This window comes from Paenibacillus sp. FSL M8-0334 (assembly GCF_038000405.1).
In the GTDB taxonomy this organism is placed as follows: Bacteria; Bacillota; Bacilli; order Paenibacillales; family Paenibacillaceae; genus Paenibacillus_AQ; species Paenibacillus_AQ campinasensis.
Genome location: NZ_JBBOCH010000001.1, coordinates 699,457 through 721,240, shown reverse-complemented (window position 1 = coordinate 721,240; position 21,784 = coordinate 699,457). Strand labels below are relative to the sequence as shown.

The 21,784-nt window shown below is 52.0% G+C and carries 20 protein-coding genes, 2 tRNA genes and 1 other annotated feature; of the genes, 16 read left to right on the top strand and 6 right to left on the bottom strand.

Going from position 1 to position 21,784, the window contains the following annotated elements:
• Positions 1-135 precede the first annotated feature (135 nt).
• The gene (locus MKX64_RS03230) at positions 136-690 is read right to left on the bottom strand and encodes a phosphatidylglycerophosphatase A family protein (protein ID WP_155618582.1); all 555 of its coding nucleotides are present in this window, start codon (positions 688-690) and stop codon (positions 136-138) included.
• Positions 691-854: 164 nt separating this feature from the next.
• On the opposite strand from MKX64_RS03230, the gene MKX64_RS03225 reads away from it, so the two are divergent.
• The 3 genes from MKX64_RS03225 (at position 855) to MKX64_RS03215 (ending at position 3,397) form a co-directional block, all read left to right on the top strand.
• Positions 855-1,910, top strand: coding sequence for a GerMN domain-containing protein (locus tag MKX64_RS03225; protein ID WP_341035321.1), 1,056 nt, complete (start codon positions 855-857; stop codon positions 1,908-1,910).
• Positions 1,911-2,005: 95 nt separating this feature from the next.
• Complete coding sequence (gene rph, locus MKX64_RS03220) at positions 2,006-2,764, top strand: ribonuclease PH (RefSeq protein WP_095399146.1); 759 nt, start codon at positions 2,006-2,008, stop codon at positions 2,762-2,764.
• Positions 2,765-2,767: 3 nt separating this feature from the next.
• Complete coding sequence (locus MKX64_RS03215) at positions 2,768-3,397, top strand: XTP/dITP diphosphatase (RefSeq protein WP_095266944.1); 630 nt, start codon at positions 2,768-2,770, stop codon at positions 3,395-3,397.
• A 130-nt stretch (positions 3,398-3,527) separates the two neighbouring features.
• Here MKX64_RS03215 and asnB read toward each other — a convergent pair whose 3' ends face one another.
• Positions 3,528-5,372 carry an asparagine synthase (glutamine-hydrolyzing) gene (asnB, locus tag MKX64_RS03210; RefSeq protein WP_155618585.1) on the bottom strand — a complete coding sequence of 615 codons (1,845 nt, stop codon included), beginning with the start codon at positions 5,370-5,372 and terminating at the stop codon, positions 3,528-3,530.
• Between the two features lie 158 nt (positions 5,373-5,530).
• On the opposite strand from asnB, the gene MKX64_RS03205 reads away from it, so the two are divergent.
• A complete protein-coding gene (locus MKX64_RS03205) occupies positions 5,531-5,857 on the top strand; it encodes a hypothetical protein (RefSeq protein WP_095266948.1) in 327 nt (108 codons plus the stop codon).
• 40 nt (positions 5,858-5,897) lie between these two features.
• On the top strand, positions 5,898-6,263 hold the full coding sequence (locus MKX64_RS03200) for a hypothetical protein (RefSeq protein WP_095266950.1): 366 nt from the start codon (positions 5,898-5,900) through the stop codon (positions 6,261-6,263).
• An 83-nt stretch (positions 6,264-6,346) separates the two neighbouring features.
• Here the strand turns inward: MKX64_RS03200 and MKX64_RS03195 are convergent, their stop codons facing one another.
• Positions 6,347-6,640: a DUF4870 domain-containing protein gene (locus tag MKX64_RS03195; RefSeq protein WP_095399144.1), complete on the bottom strand. Its 294-nt coding sequence runs from the start codon at positions 6,638-6,640 to the stop codon at positions 6,347-6,349.
• 162 nt (positions 6,641-6,802) lie between these two features.
• Between MKX64_RS03195 and MKX64_RS03190 the strand changes: the two genes are divergently transcribed.
• The 5 genes from MKX64_RS03190 to MKX64_RS03170 all read left to right on the top strand — a co-directional run bounded on the left by MKX64_RS03190 (position 6,803) and on the right by MKX64_RS03170 (position 10,462).
• Positions 6,803-6,876: transfer RNA gene (locus tag MKX64_RS03190), tRNA-Arg, on the top strand.
• Positions 6,877-7,466: 590 nt separating this feature from the next.
• Entirely contained in the window at positions 7,467-7,814 is a 348-nt protein-coding gene (locus MKX64_RS03185) for a DUF4181 domain-containing protein (RefSeq protein WP_095266967.1), read from the top strand.
• A 222-nt stretch (positions 7,815-8,036) separates the two neighbouring features.
• On the top strand, positions 8,037-8,519 hold the full coding sequence (locus MKX64_RS03180) for a MarR family winged helix-turn-helix transcriptional regulator (RefSeq protein ID WP_230875783.1): 483 nt from the start codon (positions 8,037-8,039) through the stop codon (positions 8,517-8,519).
• Positions 8,520-8,571: 52 nt separating this feature from the next.
• A complete protein-coding gene (locus MKX64_RS03175) occupies positions 8,572-9,807 on the top strand; it encodes an MFS transporter (RefSeq protein WP_341035319.1) in 1,236 nt (411 codons plus the stop codon).
• Positions 9,808-10,021: 214 nt separating this feature from the next.
• The gene (locus MKX64_RS03170; protein WP_155618587.1) at positions 10,022-10,462 is read left to right on the top strand and encodes a hypothetical protein; all 441 of its coding nucleotides are present in this window, start codon (positions 10,022-10,024) and stop codon (positions 10,460-10,462) included.
• Between the two features lie 63 nt (positions 10,463-10,525).
• Here MKX64_RS03170 and MKX64_RS03165 read toward each other — a convergent pair whose 3' ends face one another.
• The 3 genes from MKX64_RS03165 to MKX64_RS03155 all read right to left on the bottom strand — a co-directional run bounded on the left by MKX64_RS03165 (position 10,526) and on the right by MKX64_RS03155 (position 13,817).
• A complete protein-coding gene (locus MKX64_RS03165; RefSeq protein ID WP_155618588.1) occupies positions 10,526-12,388 on the bottom strand; it encodes an arginine--tRNA ligase in 1,863 nt (620 codons plus the stop codon).
• 76 nt (positions 12,389-12,464) lie between these two features.
• Positions 12,465-12,686, bottom strand: a binding site (T-box leader).
• 56 nt (positions 12,687-12,742) lie between these two features.
• Entirely contained in the window at positions 12,743-13,513 is a 771-nt protein-coding gene (locus MKX64_RS03160; protein WP_341035318.1) for a class I SAM-dependent methyltransferase, read from the bottom strand.
• 230 nt (positions 13,514-13,743) lie between these two features.
• A tRNA-Arg gene (locus MKX64_RS03155) sits at positions 13,744-13,817 on the bottom strand.
• Positions 13,818-14,168: 351 nt separating this feature from the next.
• Here MKX64_RS03155 and MKX64_RS03150 point away from each other — a divergent pair.
• From MKX64_RS03150 to lonB, 6 genes are all read left to right on the top strand, one after another.
• Entirely contained in the window at positions 14,169-15,005 is an 837-nt protein-coding gene (locus MKX64_RS03150) for a hypothetical protein (RefSeq protein ID WP_341035317.1), read from the top strand.
• Positions 15,006-15,150: 145 nt separating this feature from the next.
• The gene (gene tig, locus MKX64_RS03145) at positions 15,151-16,470 is read left to right on the top strand and encodes a trigger factor (protein ID WP_095267766.1); all 1,320 of its coding nucleotides are present in this window, start codon (positions 15,151-15,153) and stop codon (positions 16,468-16,470) included.
• Between the two features lie 271 nt (positions 16,471-16,741).
• On the top strand, positions 16,742-17,332 hold the full coding sequence (clpP, locus tag MKX64_RS03140; RefSeq protein WP_095267767.1) for an ATP-dependent Clp endopeptidase proteolytic subunit ClpP: 591 nt from the start codon (positions 16,742-16,744) through the stop codon (positions 17,330-17,332).
• Between the two features lie 14 nt (positions 17,333-17,346).
• Positions 17,347-18,612, top strand: a complete 1,266-nt coding sequence (gene clpX, locus MKX64_RS03135; RefSeq protein ID WP_095267768.1) for an ATP-dependent protease ATP-binding subunit ClpX — start codon at positions 17,347-17,349, stop codon at positions 18,610-18,612.
• A 106-nt stretch (positions 18,613-18,718) separates the two neighbouring features.
• Positions 18,719-19,828: a flavodoxin-dependent (E)-4-hydroxy-3-methylbut-2-enyl-diphosphate synthase gene (gene ispG, locus MKX64_RS03130; RefSeq protein ID WP_155618590.1), complete on the top strand. Its 1,110-nt coding sequence runs from the start codon at positions 18,719-18,721 to the stop codon at positions 19,826-19,828.
• Positions 19,829-20,058: 230 nt separating this feature from the next.
• Entirely contained in the window at positions 20,059-21,765 is a 1,707-nt protein-coding gene (lonB, locus tag MKX64_RS03125; protein ID WP_445670824.1) for an ATP-dependent protease LonB, read from the top strand.
• The last annotated feature ends 19 nt before the right edge of the window (positions 21,766-21,784 follow it).

Below are 21,784 nucleotides of genomic sequence, written 5' to 3'. Positions count from 1 at the left end.
TCGAATAGATAAACAAATAAACCTCTGATCATCAGAGGTTTATTTGGCGTTCTATACTTGCTTTAAGGCTTCAGGCGACGCCGGTACATAGGCTTGCTTAGAGCAGCTGCTCGTTAGGGGCAGTTGCACTGGCTGTTACTCCTGTTCCGGAGCGGTTGGCTCGCCTTCTTCAATTTCATGGTCCTCTTGCTTGCGATGGGCGATCCGGCTGCTGGCTGCGGCTGCAATCGCGCCGACGATGTCGTCGAGGAAGGTGTTTACGATGCCTTCCGATTTATCGTTCAGCCGTTCAAGCACCCCCGGCTTCAGCTTGTCGATATATCCGTAATTCGTGAAGCCGATGCTGCCATAAACATTGACGATGGAGAAGGCCAGAATTTCATCCACGCCGTACAGGCTTTCGTCATTGGCAAGCAATTCCTGGAGCGGGGACAACAGCTTGCCCTGCTCTGCCAGAATGTCAAGCTGAATGCCGGTCAGCACAGCATTTTGGACTTCTCTTTTGCTGAGTACGGCCTCGACATTTTCGATACATTCTTCCATCGAGAGGTCTGGATAATACTTCTTCTGAAGCACCATAACCAGCTCCGCGATCTCTTCGGTGTGAACCCCCCGCTCTTCGAGCAACCTCCAGGTGGCTTCAGCTACCTTTTTGCTGTTCAGGCTGTAAGGGATGTTTGTATCCGCCATGATCTCACCTCATTGAATTCTTCGTTTGAATGATGGTGCTTACTGAAGATTGTACTTTTTTCACAACCCCTTTGTCCAGAAAACAGGGGAACGAGGGTATTTTTTTGAAAAGGGCTCGTATACATAGGAGTACAACCTGTACAAAATTTAGGGAGGAACAATACATGACACGTAAGAGATCACTGCGCAGAGTTTCAGCCGCCGGGCTCCTTGCTGTTCCGATCATGATATCCGGCTGCGGTCCATTCGGAGGCAATCAGTCTGAAGCGATCGACCCGCCGCCGGCTCAAGTGGAGGAACAAATGATGAACGGCATCGGTTCGGCCGCAACCCAAGGGGAGATTGGCGAGCAGACGACCGTATATCTGACGGACAACCGTGGAATGCTGGTGCCTGTTACGATGGGAATCCCGAGCGAGGAAGGCTCGGATAGCATGAGCAGCGCGCTGGAAGTGCTGATCAAGGGAGGAAGATACGCCGCTTATATACCGCCAGGCTTCCAGGGGGTATTGCCGCCAGGAACGCAAGTCAACAATGTTACCGTAGATGAGGAGAACAAGCTGGCCCTGATCGAGTTTAACCCGGCGTTTGCAAGCTACAGTGCTCAGGAGGAACGGCGGATACTGGAGGCGCTGACCTGGACGCTCACCGGACAGGAAGGGATTGAACAGCTGCAGATTTGGGTGGACGGTGTGAAGCTGACGGAGATGCCGGTGAACGGGACACCGCTTGACCGGCCGCTGACCAGAGCGCTGGGCATCAATCTTCAGAAAGCGGACGATGCGATCTACTCCTCCTCTACACCGGTAACCGTGTACTTCTCTTCGGTGACGCCGGAGGGGATTCAGTACTATGTGCCGGTAACCCGACTCGTTCCAAGCGGGCAAAGCGCTCTTCAAGCAGCGCTGAATGAGCTGATCCGGGGGCCGCAGCCAGGAGATGGCCTGGAGAGTGTCATATCCGGGGATGCCGCCGTAGCTTCTGTTGAGCAGGGCGAGGATGGCCTGGTGACGGTTGCGCTGGAGGACGACATGTTCATGGAGGGAGACCCGATTCCTTCGGAGCTGCTGCAGGCCGTTGTGCTGACGGTGTCGGAGAACGCACAGAATGCCAAAGTGAAAATCCGCATGAATGATCTGGCCGAGGTGGTCGGCACCGACAGCCTGAATTACAGCGAACCTGTCACCCGTCCTGAGCGCATCAACGAAATTTCCATTTAAGCAAGCCATCCGTCCAGAGGGTGCTTTTGTGCCTGCACTTTGGTAGAATAGGGAATGCTAATCAGGATTGCGATATGAAGTAGGAGGCAGAAAACATGAGATCTAACGGACGTAAGAGCGATGAGCTTCGCCCGATGAATTTATCGACCCATGTGAATAAATATGCGGAAGGCTCCGTGTACATCGAAATGGGGGACACGAAGGTGCTGGTGACGGCAACCGTCGACGAGAAGGTTCCTCCGTTTCTGAAAGGACAAGGAAAGGGCTGGGTAACGGCAGAGTATTCGATGCTGCCGCGCGCTACGCAATCCCGGAATCAACGGGAAGCGAATCGTGGAAAGCTCAGCGGCCGGACGATGGAAATTCAGCGGCTGATCGGCAGAGCTCTCAGGTCTGTTGTGAATCTGCATGCACTTGGAGAGCGTACCATTACGCTGGACTGCGATGTGATTCAGGCTGACGGCGGTACGCGCACCACCTCCATTACCGGGGCATTCGTTGCGCTTGCCATTGCGGTTAACAAAATTGTGGAACAGCATAAGCTGCCTGTATTTCCGATCACCGATTATCTGGCTTCGGTGAGTGTAGGCATCGCCGGTGGAGAGGCTCTTCTTGATCTCAATTACGAGGAAGATTCCAAAGCCAAGGTGGATATGAATCTGGTGATGACAGGAAGCGGCAACTTTGTCGAGGTGCAGGGCACCGGTGAAGAAAGCCCGTTCACCCGCGAGGAGCTTGACCAGATTCTTGAGCTGGGTGACAAGGGGATTCGGGAACTGATCCGCCGTCAGCAGGAAGCGCTTGGTCCGATTGCCGATAAAATTGGTTCAGTCAAGAGTGGGAGTGTAAGATAACAAATGAAGCTGAAGCTTGGAGACACACTAATTGTTGCGACACGTAATCAAGGCAAAGTTAAGGAATTTTCCCATGCTTTCGCTGCATTTGGAACTTCCGTCAAAAGCATGTATGATTATCCGGAATTGCCGGACGTGGTGGAGGATGGCGCAACCTTTGCCGAGAATGCTTACAAGAAGGCAAAGGCGGTTGGCGATGCGCTGGGGCTTCCGGTGCTGGCCGATGATTCCGGCCTGTGCGTCGATGCTCTGAACGGAGAGCCGGGGGTGTACTCTGCCCGTTACGCCGGGGAACATGGCAACGATGAGGAGAATAACAACAAGCTGCTTGCGGAGCTGGAGAAGCTGAAGCTTGGTGAAGATACGGAGCAGCCGCTGCTCAGCACGGCACGATTCGTATGCGCGCTCGTGCTGTATGATCCGGCATCCGGCACCAAGATTGAGACCGAGGGCACCGTCGAGGGCTGGATTACCTCGGAGCCGGCGGGCTGCGGTGGCTTCGGCTATGATCCGTTGTTCTACCTGCCAAGCCATGAGAAAACGATGGCGGAGCTTAGCGTGGAGGAAAAGCAGGAGATCAGCCACCGGGGCGCAGCGCTGCGTCAGCTTGTGGCTCAATTGCAGGAGAGCTGAAGTTATCCGGACCGGAAGGGTCTCACGCCCCTTGCGTCCGCTAGCCACTTTAGCATCATATAGACAGGAAAAGGTCGAGGAATGAGCCTAACTGCTCAATACCCCGGCCTTTTTTGTGGTTTTATGGATGTTACCGGATCGCGACATTGTACTCCTTCAGCCAGAAGTGCACCTGGGCCAAATAGGCGAACAATTGGGGACCCGACATCAGCTGGCCGAACCAAGGCAAATTGGAGGAGGCGTCCGGTGATGAGGCGAGTTCGCGAATTTTTTTCTTATCAATCAGCGGGAGCAGCGGCGAGGTTGAGTCATCCAGGATCGACAGTACCTGCTGTTTGACGGCTGTCAAATAGTTCGGATTGTGGGTTTTGGGATAAGGGCTCTTTTTGCGATACAGCACGTCATCGGGCAGAACGCCCTCAAGCGCTTTGCGAAGGATGCCTTTCTCACGGTCTCCTGCCGTTTTGATGCTCCACGGAATGTTCCATACATATTCAATTAGCCGATGATCGGTATAAGGCACCCGAACTTCAAGGCCCACGCCCATGCTCATCCGATCTTTACGATCCAGCAGCGTAGGCATGAAGCGTGTAATGTTCAGGTAAGACATGACCCGCATTTTCTGCTGTTCGCCGGTTTCGCCCTGGAGTGCGGGAACTTCGGCCACAGCTTCGGAGTATCGGTCCCCAAGATAATCAAGCGGCTTGATCCACTCGCGAATCTCCGGGGAGAGCAGTCCTGCCCGCATGTCAGGTGCAACCGACCATGGGAAGGTACCGGAGTTCAGCATTTCCTCCCGGTGGAACCATGGATATCCGCCAAAAATTTCGTCTGCTGCTTCGCCGGAAATGGCAACGGTGGCGCCTTTCTTGATCTCGCGGCAAAAAAGGAAGAGGGAGGCATCCACATCCGCCATCCCTGGCAGGTCGCGCTGACGGGTTGAGGCATCAAGCGCTTCAACAAGCTCCGGTGTGTCAAATTCAATCCAGTGATGCTGCGTGCCAAGCTCCTCGCTCATGCGTTTGATCCAGGGGGCGTCGGCGCCGGGCTGGAAAGAATGGGACTGGAAAAACTTATCATTGTCCACATAGTCCACAGAATACGTATGGACCTGGCCTTGCCCTGTTCGGCTGTAATAGTCGACGGCAAGGGAAGACAGGGCGCTTGAATCCAGACCGCCGGACAGCAGCGAACAGACCGGTACATCGGATACCAGCTGTCGCTCCACCGTATCGCTCAGAAGATCGCGGAGATGGCGGGCCGTCTGATCGACATCGTCCTCATGCGGCTTGCTTTCGAGCTTCCAATAGCTATATTTTCGCAGACCCTCCCGGTTGAAGATCATTGCACAGCCCGGACGCAGCTCGGATATGTCCTTGTAGACGCCATGTCCCGGGGTTCTTGCAGGCCCGATGATGAACACTTCTGCCAAGCCCTCTGCACCGACGACAGGCTCCACCTTCGGATGTTGAAGGATCGCTTTCGGTTCGGAGCCGAAGATCAGCGTGCCGTCCTTGTAGCTGTAGAACAGCGGCTTTACGCCCACGCGGTCTCTCGCGAAAAAAACCTGCTCTCTGACGCTGTCCCAGATGGCAAAGGCAAAAATTCCATTCAGCCTCTCAAGGCAATCCGGTCCCCACTCCATATAAGAGACGAGCAGTACCTCCGTGTCGCACTGGGTCTGGAACCGATGTCCCCGCGCAACCAGTTCGGCTCTCAGCTCTGCCGTATTATATAACTCCCCGTTGTATACAATGGCATATACATCCTCTTCTTTATGAATGATCATCGGCTGGGCACCATTCTCGGGATCAATCACGCTAAGACGGCGGTGACCAAAAGCGCAGGGATTGGAAATCCAAGTGCCTGATCCGTCAGGTCCGCGGTGGGCCAAACTATCTGTCATCTTGACCAGCAGCTGCGAATCCTGGGTCAAGTCGCCGCTCCATTGTATAAAACCGGTTATTCCGCACATGACGGCTCATCCTCTCTTCACTTTGTCATACGTTGTCCTTCTTTAAGGGGTTATTTGGGAAAGTGATACAGATATATGCCGAAGCAAGGCATAAAATGTCTGTCCTTTTACGAAAACTAGGGAGGAGGACGAATGTAGAACAAAGGAGTGAACCGTCCATGAACAAACAGAAATATTATGTTTCCGTTCAAAGCAAATCCGTGATGAATCAGCAAGGGGACGCCTCCTACGAGTGGGAGATTGAAGCGACACCCGAAGAGGCGGATCAAGTTCGAATCGAGCTGGACATGATGCAGGAGAAGGAGGAAGAAGCTTTTCCCGGTTATGTGTTTCCATGGCCGGACACCCCGGAGCAAAGCAATAACGCCCTGTTTCAGGATTCGCTGGATCGGGTCTACCGGACGATTTACCGGTTTGGAACCGAAGAGACACGCAAGCAGATGGAGCAGTTCAGGCTGATTCCGGGTCTGGAACAACAATATTAAACCGTGCTGTCCGCAGTGCGATAGTTAGGAGAATGCAGAGATGTATACGATACAGGATGTCAAAATTCGCCGGATTACCGAAATGAATGGAGCGCCCTGCGCGGAGGTTGAGGTATACCCGGCAACGGAAGGAGACAGCGTCCTGCTCGCTTACTTGACGCCTTCGGCTCCTCTGGGCGGCTATGAGCTGGTCAAGCTCGTTCGCAGTGATGCAAGCCTGGAGGTAGATTGGTATGACAACAGTATGCACAGCGCTTATGAGGACGCGACGGACGAAGCGTTCGAGAACAGTACGACGGCCACTGCCGAGGAGAATCGGGATGCATTCAAGCAGCAGCTGCTCTCTTTTGGCCAATTGTACGAGCAGTTGAACCAGCGTTTGAGCGAAGGCACGAACTGGATGTAATGCATATGTAAGAACGCAGAATATGCGGGGAAAAAGCTTGGTGACAGAAGTCGCCAGGCTTTTATTATATTAGGGGGATCGCGTTAAACGTATTCGCGTAGTACCTGAACCCCCTTCAGAACGTTGTACACAAAAGTCAGAAAATAAATCAGGCCAAACAGGATCAGATACATAATGACGGAACCGAGCACCTCAGCGGTAAACATCAGGTAGATAAGCGGGATGGCCGCAATAACCGGAATCAGGTGGGAGAGGAGCGCATGACGCGCATGCCGGGCTATATAGGCGTTGTCCGAGAGAACCCATACGAGGAAGGGGAATATAAAGGGAGCAAAAAAGATGCTGAAATAGGACAGGGAGGACAGCAGTTGTTTCATATCATTCACGCTCCTTGTTCGCTGTCATGTTGTTTACATATTACCCCATGGAACGGGCTCTGATTCGGGCTCCCATAATGAATAAAAAAAGGCTTTGAATTTTCTCCAAAATGCGATATAATAATCTTCGTCACTGTTTCAAAAAACCAATTACATACCTATGTCCCAGTAGCTCAGCTGGATAGAGCAACGGCCTTCTAAGCCGTCGGTCAGGGGTTCGAATCCCTTCTGGGACGTCAGTGAAACACCGCCTAATTGGCGGTGTTTTTGCGTTCCATGGGGATGAGAAGCCCAAGATGGGGTTCGTCGGAGCATCCGCTTCGGTAGCGCTCGCATCGCAGTCGGCCGAACGGCCGTATCCCGATCTGGGACGAGGGGCACCGCCTAATTGGCGGTGTTTTTGCGTTCCATGGGGATGAGAAGCCCAAGATGGGGTTCGTCGGAGCATCCGCTTCGGTAGCGCTGCATCGCAGTCGGCCGAACGGCCGTATCCCGATCTGGGACGAGTGGCACCGCCTAATTGGCGGTGTTTTTGCGTTCCATGGGGATGAGAAGCCCAAGATGGGGTTCGTCGGAGCATCCGCTTCGGTAGCGCTGCATCGCAGTCGGCCGAACGGCCGTATCCCGATCTGGGACGAGGGGCACCGCCCCTCTAGCATCATTATCCCTTTGGTTCAGGGAGTAGCTGATCCTAGGCGCTTGGGGCCGAAGAGGATCAAATCTATGTCAAAACATCGAGTGTGGTGCTTATGTCTGTTGATCATGGAAAACGATTTATCATTGTAGTATAGTTGAATAAATGGTAAAAGAAGGTGGATGAGTTCTAATGCATTATCATTTCACTGTTGTATTATTTCTGGCCGCTGTTATTCAACTGGTTCTGGATATAACGATCCGAAAAACAGACGAGAAGATATCAGACACGGATGGTATTGTCCCGTATAGATGGTTCTTCGTGATTGCAGCAATTGTAATCATTTTGTCAGCTATTTATGTTAAAGAACCTCCTTATCATTATGTTTGGGTAGGTGTATTACTTGCCCTAGTGTTCGGTGTTCGAGCCCTATTCGAATGGAGATACATTCGCAGTTCTCAAAAACATATGATTTCTCTATCGATGATGGCCTTATCTGTAATTGGTACAATTCTTTACGTTTTTATACAGTTCCAGTGATTAAGATTCGCCATATATAACAAAACGCCAAGTACAGTATAAACCGCACAATTGTGTGGTTTTTTTATGGCATTAGGAAGCGGAGATCCAAGTCCTCGTCGAGTCGATGCATGCGTCAATGACCAGCAGGAGTAAATGATAGTGTTGCGTGATGTCCTTTTGACAATAATAGTTAGCTTGAATATAATTGCTTCAACAACTATAATGATGGTGATCATTATAATGCAGGAAGGAACGGAGATTTATATGACGAACGAGCATCGCGAGCAGGAATTGGCGGTCGGCTTCATCATGGGCATGACTTACCGGAGAATCGCTGCTTTGCTGCAGCATCGGATTAAGGACTATGATGTTACGCCGGAGCAGTGGTCCGTTCTTTATCAGATCGATCAGGCTGAGGGGTTGATTCAGAAAGAGATTGCGGATCGCTGCGGCAAGGACAAACCAACCACGACGCGAATTCTCGACCTTCTGGAGAGCAAGGCTTTGATTTACAAAGAGACAGGCAAGCAGGACAGGAGATCGTTTGTCGTGTTCAGCACGGAACGCGGGAAGGCGCTCATCCGGGAAACGCTGCCCATCGAGAAAGGGATCACGGACGAAGTGAAGCGCTGCATGTCTGATGAAGAGTATCGCATTCTGCTGGACCTGCTGGATCGAATCCATCGGCATATCGGGGAGCAGCTGGAGCGGCGGGAATCGTAGTTTTTGCAACTATTTAGAGATGATATAGATCGTAGAGAGTGGGAGAAATGTAATGCAATCGAATACTAAGCGTGAGCCATTATGGACGGGATCGTTTATTTCGTTAACGGTCTCTTCTTTTTTGTTGTTTTTAAATTTGCACATGTTGTTGTCCTCGTTTTCCTCTTACGTCAAAAATGAGCTGTCCGCCACGGACCTGCAGGTCAGCCTGGTCACCAGCGTCTTTGCCGCTTCGGCTATCGCCACGCGCTTTATGGCTGCGGTACTGCTCAAGCGGATGTCTTCGAACCGTCTGCTGTTCATCGGTCTGATCATTTCAGCAGCAGCAACAGCGCTGAGCAGCCTGCCCGGTTCTGTCGAGGGGCTGCTGATCATTCGCGTGGGGTATGGCATTGGCTTCGGCATTGCCAGTACGATTCTGCCCACGCTGGTATCCCAGATGATTCCGCTGCGGCGGATGGGGGAAGGCATCGGTTATTTCGGATTATCGACCAGTATGGCCATGTCCGTTGGTCCGATGATCGGTTTAAACGTCATGGGGGAGTTTGGTTTCGGTACCCTGACGCTGGCAGGTTCCGCTGTCGTCCTGATGATGCTTCCCCTTCTCTTGCTGACGCGGGCCTTACGGCCTTCTTCCCGAAGTTCAGCGCGGGATAAGGCGAGGGCAGACGCAGCCATGGAACAGAAGCAGGAAGGAGATGGAGAAGCCCGCGGCTTTAACCGCAAGCTTTTGTTCCCGGCGTTATTAAATGTGATTTTGGCGATCACCTACAGCGGTTTGCTAAGCTTCATTGCGCTCTATGGAGAGATTGTCCATCTGCCGCAGGTAGGCCTGTTTTTCCTGTTCAACGCGATTACCATTATTGTGATCCGTCCGATATCCGGCCGAATTTTTGACAGCAGGGGGCATGCGGCCGTTCTGATTCCCGCTGCTGCGATGGTTGTCGCCAGCATGTTGGTTCTCTCTTTTGCAACGACACTCGGGATGCTGATCGTGTCGGCTTTGCTCTATGGCCTTGGCTTTGGTGCGATTCAGCCAACAATTCAAGCCTGGATGATCCGCCGCAGTTCGCCTGAGCAGTATGGCGCGGCCAACAGTATGTTCTACAATTCCACCGACTTTGGCGTAGCCATCGGGGCGGTGCTTCTGGGAGCGATCGCTTCCGCTACGGACTATGCTGTCATGTATCGTTATTCCGCTGGATTCATGGGCTTGTTCATCATCATCTATCTGCTCGGCATGCTGGTATCAGCAGCACGCCAAGCGAGATCTCAAAAAGAGTATTGACCATAAATACAGGACTCATTGCTTGTCAACCGCCCTTTGTGGCGGTTTTTTCGTGTTTTCCACGTGCTTTGCACTATTTTTACAGGATGACTGTCAAAGCATGCCTATGCCCCGGAAAGATATTAGGGTAGAATCAATATTTGAATGCCTTATAGCTTTATATTTATATAGTAGAAATTCGAAATTATTATATCAGGGAGAGGAGTACATACGTATGTCGCTAGTCAAAATCTCACAGCGCACGGCGATTCTATTGGAGCATGCGCGTAAATCCGGCCTGACGTCGGATAAACTGCTTGAGGCTGTCCGTTCAGAAGATCTGGCCCAATTGGCTGCCGCAGAGGCGGAGCATTTTCATTATGATGAATGGATTCCTTACGCGAAGGAGCATGGTGAGGATCTGGAGAAAGCCATTACGGATGGCTATCAGATTACATTCAACACGCGCAACGGCTTGAAAATGTGGCTGGAGGAGTCCTTTGGCATCAGCTCGGAGACGGATTTTACGGTCGGTGAAGGGGTGATTGAAGGGCTTCATCTTCAAGAAGATCAGCTGACCCGTCTGAAAACGGCGCTTGCGGTCAACTGGCTGCTCGATGAAGAAGCTGCTCCTGGTGGATTTAAGGTGAAGCTGACGGTCAGAGGCCTTCAATAAATAGATGACAGAAGCCGCCCGATTCCTGAAACGGAATGGGACGGCTTTTCTTTTTTCTTATATTTACATCCGGCTAGGGGTGGGCATTCCAAGCACGTCCAAGGCTTCGGCCAACGTGTCCTTGAAGCGGGCGGTCAGCCAGAGACGGAGCTGAAGCACATCGCCGTCAGCTTTCAGAATCGGGCATGCAGCATAGAAATTATTGAACAGGGAAGCCAGCTCATAAGCGTAATTGCATATCATGTTAGGCGCAAGCTCCCGGCTTGCCGTATGCAGGGTATCCTGCCATGTGCTCATATGGCGAAGAAGTGCATGCTCAGCCTGTTCAAGTTCAGGGAACGTCTCAGGCAAGGCTGGGGTGACTCCGGATTGATGCGCTTTGTTCAGCACGCTGAGCGAGCGGGCATAGGAATAGAGCAGGTAGACGCCGGTGTTGCCTGAAATTTCCGATGCTTGCTTCATATCGAATACGACTTCCGTTTGCAGGGCGAATCGAAGCAGGTAGTAGCGAATCGAAGCGATGGCGATTTCTCTGCTGGACAGGCCGTTTTTGTCCGAGCGGCTCGTCTCGATGACCTGCTCCATCTGATCGATCAGGTGGGCGATTTTAATGCCGACGCCTTGTCTGCCGGACATCGCGTAAGAAGATTTTCCATCCGAGACATCGATTCCGAGGTCGGCTGCTGCCGAAGGGCTGAGAGAGACGACGCCGTAGCTGACATGATGCAGCTTCTCAGCCTGCTCCGCATAGCCCAGACTTTCGAGTGCCTGCTTGACCATCGCCTGCGGATATTGCTGACGATAATCGATGACATTGATGACGATATCGGCTTTACCGAAGCTGTGTGGATTCCCGTGACGGCCCGTGCTCCACACGTCTCCCGTAAATTTTTGATACATAAAGTCTTTGTTGATCAGGCCGAACTTCCAGAGATGATAAGCGATGTCCTTGGCGGTGTATGTCAAAATCCCATTGGAACGCACCAGCACCTTCTCAGCGCTGAACTCTGACTCCGGAGAGTCACTGTTTGCCTCGGCTTCCTGCTTCAGTACCCAGCAGCCGGCCAGCTTGCCTGTCTGCTCCTGGTAGAAGTTCGGGGTGCGCTTTAGCTGCTCGAAGGCAGAGGACCAGAAGCCCTCGCGGACAATGCTGCTTTCCCATACCAGCAGGTCATAGTGGATGCCGAATTGTTTCATTTCCTCAAGATGTTCTTTCACGATTCGTTCCGCAACAAGCAGGCCCATCCAGGCAAGGTTGCCGTTGCCTTCTTCGAGCTCGTGAAGCACCTCGGTTCTTTTCTGTGCAAGCTCCGGCGTCGTGTCATATGCTTTGTTAGTCAGGGAGTAGATGTCCCAGCAGTAATCCCCGAACCGGCTATGCGCTTTCGCCAGCGGCGTATGCAGCAAACCGACCACGGTGTCGGCCAGCTGGTTGCCGAGATCATCGATATAATTGTGGGCCTCGACACGGTACCCGGCTTTTTTCATCAGGCGGACGAGCGTGTCGCCGATACAGGCGTTTCTTAAATGGCCGATATGGGCGGACTTGTTGGGATTGATGGAGGTGTGTTCGATGACCACCTTCTCATCCGCTGTGGCTGGCAGCGCAAAAGTCATGTCTGCCCAGGCGCGCCAATTGATACGCAGGTTGATGAAGCCGGGGGCGGCGATGTCGATCGTATGTATTACATGTTTGAAGGCGTCATGTTTGTTTAATTCGTTCTTGATCGCCTCGGCGATGTGCAGCGGAGCCTGACGCAGATGCTTGGCAAGCTGCATGGCGATATTGGTGGAATAATCTCCATGCTCGATGTTCGCGGGCTGCTCGATCCGGGTGATGACCGACTCCGGTCGTGCTGTGCCGGCAGCGAGGCATACTTGGTCCAGCGCTTGCTCCAGTTCACGGATGATCCATTGACTCAGCATTGTAATATCCTCCTATGTCTAGATAAAATGTCGATCCTGAGGAGCGTCCGCATCCATGCAAAAAAGCCCCCATCTCCTAAGAGACGAGGGCTATGCTCGCGGTACCACTCTTGTTGCCAGACACGAGCTGTGTCTGACCGCTTCAATAACCTGTAACGGGGTAAGCCGGGACTTCCTACCACATAGTTCGGAAGACCATCTCCTGGGCCCGCTTCATCGACAGTCTTGTACCGGTTCCCACCTGCTCCGGCTCGCTTGGACTAAGGCTGGCGACTACTCTCCCAATCATAGAAATGTCGTGCTCAAGTTTTTCATAATTATAACCAATCTCCGTGAAAAATCAACAGCCCGTTTCTAATGGGGTTTAACAGCAGTTATTCTGAGCCGCTTGTAATCACCGTAGTAGCTATCCGCATGCCACAGATGGGCTTTAGCGATCTCGCTGATCCGTTGGAATGCTTGATGCCGCTCTTTCACAGAGAAATCGGTGAAGAAGCTGTCTCCGAATTGTTTCAGCCACACGAGGATTCCCTCTTCACCGCCAACCAGTTTAGTCGGACGGTCAAAATAGAATAGGGCGTTCACCCGAAAGCCTGCCATTTCCAATTGTGCTGCATATTCGCCAGGGCTGGGATAGTACCATGGGTTTCGGCTATCGGCATCGATTCCGTAATCGTCTGCGAGGACGGTTTTGATCGCCTGATAGATCTCTTCGATATTGCCCTTGCCGCCAAACTCGGCAACAAACCGTCCGCCTGGTTCAAGCGCTCCGTATATCGAATGTAAAGCTCCGGATGCATCTTGTACCCAGTGCAGAGCTGCGTTGGAGAATACCGCATCATAGCGGATGCTGGTCTGGAACTGCTCGGCATTGCCTTTGATAAAAGGGATGTTCGGGTAGTTTGCTCTGGCTTGCTGAAGCATTTCCGCGGAGTTGTCCATCCCGGTTACCTGCGCTCCGGCAGCTGCGATTTCGCTTGTCAGGGTACCGGTCCCGCATCCGAGGTCCAAAATTCGCTCTCCCTCTTTCGGTGCAAGCAGGGAGATAACATCCTTTCCGTACACTGTGTTAAAAGACATGTGGCTGTCATACTGCTCAGGCTTCCAAATCTGGCTTCTGGCCATGGACAAGACTCCTTTATATTTGGTGTTGTCGTTATTGTGGCATCTTTTTCTTATAATCGGAAATATATAATATCAATCGACCTTATAGTTTTAACCTATAAAAATAGGGTGCGGCCTTGGCCGACTGCGAAGCAGCGCTACCGAAGCGGATGCTCCGACGAACCCCTATCTCGGGGCTCTCATCCCCACGGGACGCAAAAAACACCGCCAATTAGGCGGTGTTTCACTGACGTCCCAGAAGGGATTCGAACCCCTGACCGACGGCTTAGAAGGCCGTTGCTCTATCCAGCTGAGCTACTGGGACACAATTTTTTCAAGCAAAAAATATACTAACATATGGGCGTGGAAAATTCAACAAAAAAGTTTTAGAGAAAGCGAATTGGATGATAATGAGAAGAGAGGGGGTGAAAGGATAGCACAAGGCGCGCTGCTTTCCTTGACCTAAGATGAGAATTTATGATTTTTCCTCGGCGCAGCAGGCTCGTGACCTCCTTGTTTTTTTACTTGGAGCACATATGCTATAATCTAAAATTATGAAAAACGGGATTGGAAAGGAGGTGTCCTTATCAAGGACGCAAACTCCCCAGCACATGAGGATAAAAACGTCATCCTGTTTCCGAAAACGCTGGACTTTTATCAGATTCAGCTGACGGTGATGCTGGAAAACGAACGATACGGGGAGGCCATGGAAATCCTTCGGTTTTTGCTGAAATGCGGCGGGCAGAACGAACGTCACTACCAGGAGTGGGAGGCGCTGCTGGAGTGGCTGGAGGCTGCTTTTCCCGAATCAGCCGGGCTGCAGGGGGATCTCACGCAGGACATCGAGGAGGATTCCGACGAAGAGGAAATCACCCGGAGAATGGTCAGCGATAAAGTTGCCCAAGACCCGGGATATACGGATAAGCTGCTGGCTTCCGTGATGAACGGCCCGTTAACCGAGCAGACGATCCTGGCTTTGGAGCAGCTGGCTTACCTGGATCGGCCGGAAATCGACGAGGCGCTTGTCACGTGGCTGAAAGAGACGCCGCTTCATCCGCTGCTGCAGTTCCGCGTGCTTCAGACGCTGCGCAAGCGCGGCGCGGAGGGAAGTGTGGTCATTACGCGGGGACATGAACCGGCCGAGATCGATATCGATACGGTGCCGTTAACCCCGAGCGAATTTCCGCTGGCGATTACTCGGATTCTCGAGCGCGTGGCTGATCAGACTGAAGTGCATGAGCCGACATTATTTTATTTCGCCCAAGAGCTCTGGTCCCAGTTCGTCATGGCGGTATACGGTACGGCAGATTATGCCTCCATGCTCGAGGAAGACGATTCGTCGCTGGACATCTGGGCGGCGGCGCTGCATGACATTGTATCAGAGAGCCTGAAGGGCATCCGCAGCGAAGAGGAGATTCGGCCGCTGTACGGGATAACGGACACCATGCGTTTCCGATATGAGCAGGCCTATCGGTCTCTCAAGGAATTTGTGGCGGCAGGCATGGACGACTAGATTATATTGGTAAACGTTTACGGTATCGGCCGGCAAGGGGTTACCCTTGAAAAAGGTGATAATGTTGTTTATACTATAGTGGTTATTCGGTACGTGATACCTGATTGCGCCAACCACGTGAATTATTTTGGAGGGGAAAGCATAAATGAAAGCAACTTGGGAAAAAATAGAGAAGAACCTTGGCGTTCTTGACGTTGAGGTTGAAGCGGAGCGCGTTGCGTCCGCCCTCGACAAAGCCTTTAATAAAGTAGTGAAAAAAGCGAGTGTTCCTGGATTCCGTAAGGGTAAAGTGCCTCGTTCGATCTTCGAAGCTCGTTTCGGAGTGGAAAGCCTGTATCAGGACGCGATCGACATCCTGCTTCCTGAAGTATACAGCGAAGCTGTAGAACAGACAGACATCTTCCCGGTGGATCGCCCTGAAGTGGAAATCGAGCAGTTCGCGAAAGGCCAAGCCTTCAAGTTCAAAGCAAAAGTGATTGTGAAGCCTGAAGTGAAGCTTGGCGATTACAAAGGCATCGAGGTTGCCGCTGTCAAGGCCGAGGTTTCTGAGGAAGAGTTGACCCAAGAGCTGGAGCGTCTGCAGCAGCGTCATGCTGAGCTGGCTGTCATCGATGAAGGCGCAGCGGTTTCCGGTGACATCGTCGTGATTGATTTTGACGGTTCGGTTGACGGCGTTCCTTTTGAAGGCGGACAAGCTGAGCGCTACTCCCTCGAGCTTGGAAGCAACAGCTTCATTCCAGGCTTTGAAGATCAAGTGATCGGTATGGCAACGGGAGATTTCAAGGATGTTGAAGTGACATTCCCTGAGAACTACCATGCCGAAGATCTGGCTGGCAAGCAAGCTGTATTCAAAGTGAAGGTTCATGAAATCAAGCGCAAGCAGCTTCCTGAACTGGATGACGAGTTCGCTAAAGACGTTAGTGAATTCGATACGCTGGACGAGTACAAGGAAGATCTTAAGAAGCAGCTGCTGACTCGCAAAGAGCAAGAGGCTCAAGGCGTTCGCGAGAACGAAGCTGTAGAGAAAGCTGCGGCTAACGCTGAGGTGGAAATTCCTCAAGCGATGATCGATTCCGAAGTTCAGAACATGATGCGCGATTTCGACAACCGTCTTCGTCAACAAGGCATGAACCTCGAAATGTTCCTGAGCTTCTCCGGGCAGTCCCAGGCGGACCTGCAAGGACAGATGAAGGACGATGCTGAGAAGCGCGTTCGCAACAACCTTGTGCTTGAGCAAATTGCCAAGGAAGAGAAGCTGGAAGTAACCGAAGAGGAAATCAACAAGGAACTGGATAACATGGCTGATACCTACAAGCGTTCTGCCGATGAAATCCGCAGCATTCTTGCCGCTAACGGTTCCCTTGACAGCCTTCGTGAAGAGCTGCTTCTTCGCAAAACGATCGACTTCCTGTTGGAAAACAGCGTAGAAGGTCCTGCAAAAGAAGCAACCGCTACTGAAGAATAATACCCGGCAGCTGCCGAAGCTGCTTTATACAGGATAAGGCACGTACATTTATGCGTGCCTTATTTTTAACCAAGAATATCCAAATTGATCCTAATTTCGACATGAATTGGATATCTTTATTCGGCATACATAATGAGACAAGTTGGCAGGATATATTCCTCGGGAAGTTCATAGAATGTAATCAGGGTTAAAAAATGACATCGTGCTTTGAACGTGTTAGAATACCCTTGTAACGCAAAAGTTTATTTTTCAAGGAAAGAAGGTTGGTCGCATGAGTCTTGTACCTATGGTTGTAGAGCAAACCAGCAGAGGCGAAAGATCTTACGATATCTACTCGAGATTGCTGAAGGACCGCATCATCTTCCTCAGCAATGCGATCGATGACGATGTTGCCAATCTTGTTATTGCCCAGCTGTTGTTTCTGGCTGCGGAAGATCCGGAAAAAGACATCCATTTGTACATTAATTCTCCTGGCGGTTCGGTAACGGCCGGGATGGGTATATACGATACGATGCAGTTAATCAAGCCTGATGTGTCCACCATTTGCGTCGGCATGGCCGCCAGCATGGGGTCGCTGCTGCTCACAGCTGGAGCTCCGGGAAAACGGTATGCTCTTGAGAACAGCGAAGTGATGATTCACCAACCGCTCGGTGGCATTCAAGGTCAGGCATCCGATATTCAGATTCACGCGGATTGGATCATCAAGACCAGACAGAAGTTGAACCAAATCTATGTGGAGCGTACCGGTCAGCCCCTTGAAAAAATCGAACGCGATACAGACCGCGACTTCTTTATGAGTGCGGAGGAAGCGAAGGCATACGGAATTATTGACGAAGTTCTGTCTTCACCGATTAAATCCTAAGGGGTGGTAAATGCATGTTTAAATTTAATGATGACAAAGGGCAGTTGAAATGCTCTTTCTGCGGCAAGTCGCAGGAGCAGGTCCGTAAGCTTGTTGCGGGGCCCGGCGTTTATATATGTGACGAATGCATCGACTTGTGCTCGGAGATCGTGGAAGAGGAGCTCGGGCATGAGGAGGAAGTGGATCTCAAGGACATTCCGAAACCGCGCGAGATCCGCGATATTCTCGATCAATACGTCATCGGACAGGAGCAGGCCAAGAAGTCGCTTTCTGTAGCGGTATACAACCACTACAAGCGGATCAACACCCAGAGCAAGATCGAGGATGTTGAACTGCAGAAGAGTAACATTTTGCTGCTGGGACCGACTGGTTCGGGTAAAACACTCCTGGCCCAGACGATGGCCAAAATTTTGAATGTTCCGTTTGCTATTGCGGATGCAACTTCACTTACGGAGGCTGGATACGTCGGCGAGGATGTAGAGAACATTCTGCTCAAGCTTATTCAGGCTGCCGATTATGATGTGGAGAAGGCGGAACGCGGCATTATCTATATCGACGAAATTGATAAGGTGGCACGTAAATCCGAGAACCCGTCCATTACGCGCGACGTGTCCGGGGAAGGTGTACAGCAGGCACTCCTGAAGATTCTGGAAGGAACGGTAGCCTCTGTTCCTCCTCAAGGCGGACGCAAACATCCGCATCAGGAGTTCATTCAGATCGACACGACCAACATTCTGTTCATCTGCGGCGGTGCCTTTGACGGCCTCGAGCAGTATATCAAGCGCCGGATCGGCAAAAAAGTCATTGGCTTCAACGCATCAGGCGAAGGTCAGAAGGATCTGAAGCCGGGTGAATACCTGACGATGGTGCTTCCTGAAGACCTGCTGAAATTCGGTCTCATTCCGGAGTTCGTAGGCCGTTTGCCAGTCGTGTCCACGCTGGAGCCGCTTGATGAGCAGACGCTCGTTCGGATTCTGTCCGAGCCGAAGAACGCGCTCACCAAGCAATATCAGAAGCTGCTTGAGCTTGACAACGTCGACCTCAAATTTGAGCCAGCGGCGCTCGAAGCGATTGCCCGCGAAGCGATCAAGCGCAATACCGGTGCTCGCGGACTTCGTTCCATCATTGAAGGCATTATGCTTGATGTGATGTATGAGGTGCCTTCAAGAGAAGACATTACCGAATGTGTCATTACGGAACAAGTTGTTAAGGATAAAGTCATTCCTGAGCTTCAGTCCAAGGACGATCAGAATGACAACAAACAGGAAGAAAGCGCCTAAGCGATCCTTGCTATAGACGCGTTATAAATCAGCGCCAGTTCTCCACTCCGCCCGCTCAAGTTATGGGAAGGAGTGGAGCTTTGGCGTATACGGGAGAGATCGTATCATGTTTTTGAGACAGGACACACGGCCCGTCAAAGTGGGGAATCTCACAATAGGGGGAAACAACGAAGTCATCATCCAAAGCATGTGCACCACCAAAACCGCGGATGTGGAAGCAACGGTCGCTGAAATTTTACGGCTGGAGGAAGCAGGTTGTCAGATCGTCCGGGTTACGGTAAACAATGAGGAAGCTGCTGCGGCAATCAAGGAGATCAAGAAACGGATTCACATTCCTCTTGTCGCCGATATTCACTTCAATTATAAGCTGGCACTGCTGGCGATCGAGAACGGCATCGACAAGGTCCGGATCAATCCGGGCAATATTGGCCGTCGTGAGAAGGTTGAAGCAGTGGTTAAGGCATGCAAGGAGAAAGGCATTCCGATTCGGATCGGGGTGAATGCTGGCTCGCTGGAGAACCATCTGCTGGAGAAGTACGGTTACCCAACTCCGGAAGCGATGGTAGAGAGTGCGCTGTATCATATCGGCATTCTGGAGGAGCTTGATTTTCACGATATTATCGTATCGCTCAAGGCTTCGGATGTTCCGATGGCAATAGCGGCCTATACGAAAGCTGCCGACGTCATTCCATATCCGCTGCATCTCGGCATTACGGAGGCGGGCACACTGTTCGCCGGAACCGTGAAAAGCGCCGCCGGGCTAGGCGCGCTTCTGTCGCTCGGAATCGGCAATACGATGCGCATCTCGCTCAGTGCGGATCCGGTGGAGGAAGTGAAGGTGGGACGCGAGCTTCTGAAGTCGTTTGGTCTCATTTCGGATGCTCCGACGCTTGTTTCCTGTCCGACTTGCGGACGCTTGGATATTGATCTGTTCTCTATCGCCAACGAGGTTGAAGAATATATATCCAAGCTGAAGGTGCCGATCAAGGTATCCGTGCTTGGCTGTGCCGTCAACGGACCGGGCGAAGCGAGAGAGGCCGACATCGGGATTGCGGGTGCTCGCGGAGAAGGGCTGTTGTTCCGTTATGGGGAAATGATCCGGAAAGTTCCGGAAGAGACGATGGTCGAGGAACTGAAGAAGGAAATTGACCATATCGTGAAAGTGTATGAGGAAACGGGAGAAATCCCGGGCCGCAAACACAAGTCCACCGTGTAAAATAGGCGCTTTATGTATCTGCGCTGGCTTTTGCCAACGACATATTTTGCAGCGTAGTTCACTGCTGCAGACGACCTTCGGTTCAGACCGAAGGTCGTCTTTTTTGATTCGGAATTCCTCTGTGCGTTTTACCGGAAGCGTAATCGGCAATACTACCATGTATTGACGAAAGTTGCTTGAAGAATATGGAGAAACAGGAGGAATGTCTTGTGAATCTGAGTATAGTCATTATGCTGGTTCAGCTGTTTTTTGCAGTGGTCATCGGCATTTATTTTTGGAATTTGCTCCGAGGGCAGAAAACGAGTAAAACAGCGGTGGACCGGGAGTCGCGCAAGGAGCTCGACAAACTTCGCAAGCTCCGGTCTGTTTCACTGACAAAGCCGCTTGCCGAAAAAACAAGACCTCAGAGCATGGAGGATATTATCGGACAAAAGGATGGACTGCGTGCACTCAAGGCCGCGCTCTGCAGCGCCAACCCGCAGCATGTCATTGTGTATGGGCCGCCCGGCGTCGGGAAGACGGCCGCAGCGCGTGTCGTGATGGAGGAAGCGAAGAAAAATCCGCTGTCTCCGTTCAAATCCGATGCCAAATTTACGGAAATTGATGCCACGACAGCCCGGTTTGACGAAAGAGGCATCGCCGACCCTTTGATCGGCTCCGTGCATGATCCGATCTACCAGGGAGCCGGAGCGATGGGCGTAGCCGGCATTCCGCAGCCGAAGCCGGGAGCGGTCACCAAGGCGCATGGCGGCATCTTGTTCATCGACGAAATCGGTGAACTGCACCCGATCCAGATGAATAAGCTGTTAAAAGTGCTTGAGGATCGCAAAGTATTGCTGGAGAGCGCATATTATAATTCTGAGGATGCCAATACACCGGCGTACATCCACGATATTTTTCAGAACGGTTTGCCTGCGGATTTCCGTCTGGTCGGTGCCACTACCCGTTCACCGGAAGAGATTGCGCCTGCGCTTCGTTCGCGTTGTATGGAAATCTTCTTTCGTCCGCTGCTTCCCGATGAGATCGGACAGATCGCCGAGGACGCCATTCAAAAAATCGGCTTAAAGCCTTGCCCGGAAGCGGTGGAGGTTGTGAAGCGTTTCTGTACGAATGGGCGGGAGGCCGTCAACATGATCCAATTGGCTGCAGGGCTTGCGCTTACAGAGAAAAGAGATTCGCTTCGTGCATCGGATGTGGAATGGGTAGCGAGCAGCAGTCAGCTGCAGCCCCGCCCTGATCGCAAAGTGCCTGACAAGCCTCAGGTTGGCCTTGTGAATGGGCTGGCCGTGTACGGCCCGAATATGGGGGCACTGCTGGAGATTGAAGTTTCCGCCGTTCCTGCCGATAAAGGAAAGGGGACCTTTAATATTACCGGCGTGGTGGATGAAGAGGAATTCGGAGGCGGGGCGCGGAAGCTTCGCCGGAAAAGCATGGCCAAGGGCTCGATCGAAAACGTGCTGACCGTGCTCAGTTCAATGGGCTTCCGTCCGAAGGACTATGATCTGCATATCAACTTCCCGGGAGGTACGCCGATTGACGGTCCATCGGCCGGCATTGCCATGGCAACGGCTATCGTGTCGGCGCTGCGTAACATTGAGATTGACAACATGGTGGCGATGACCGGCGAGATCAGTATTCACGGCAGGGTGAAACCGATTGGCGGTGTCATTGCCAAGGTAGAGGCCGCATTTCAGGCAGGAGCGACGCGCGTGATTATCCCGAAAGACAATTGGCAGACACTGTTCGAAGACTTGCAGGGGCTTCAGGTTATTCCTGTGGAGTCGGTGGAAGAAGTGTTCTCTCATGTGTTTGGCGGCGAGCTGAAAGCTGACGTCATTCAGCTTCCGGCTAATGAGGCGTATCCGCCCGCATCGGCTTCCCTGCTTCAGGCCACGCCTCCTCACAGCGGCCAAATCACGGACGCAGGCAGCTGTTAATGCCCAAGCGGTTGGTTTT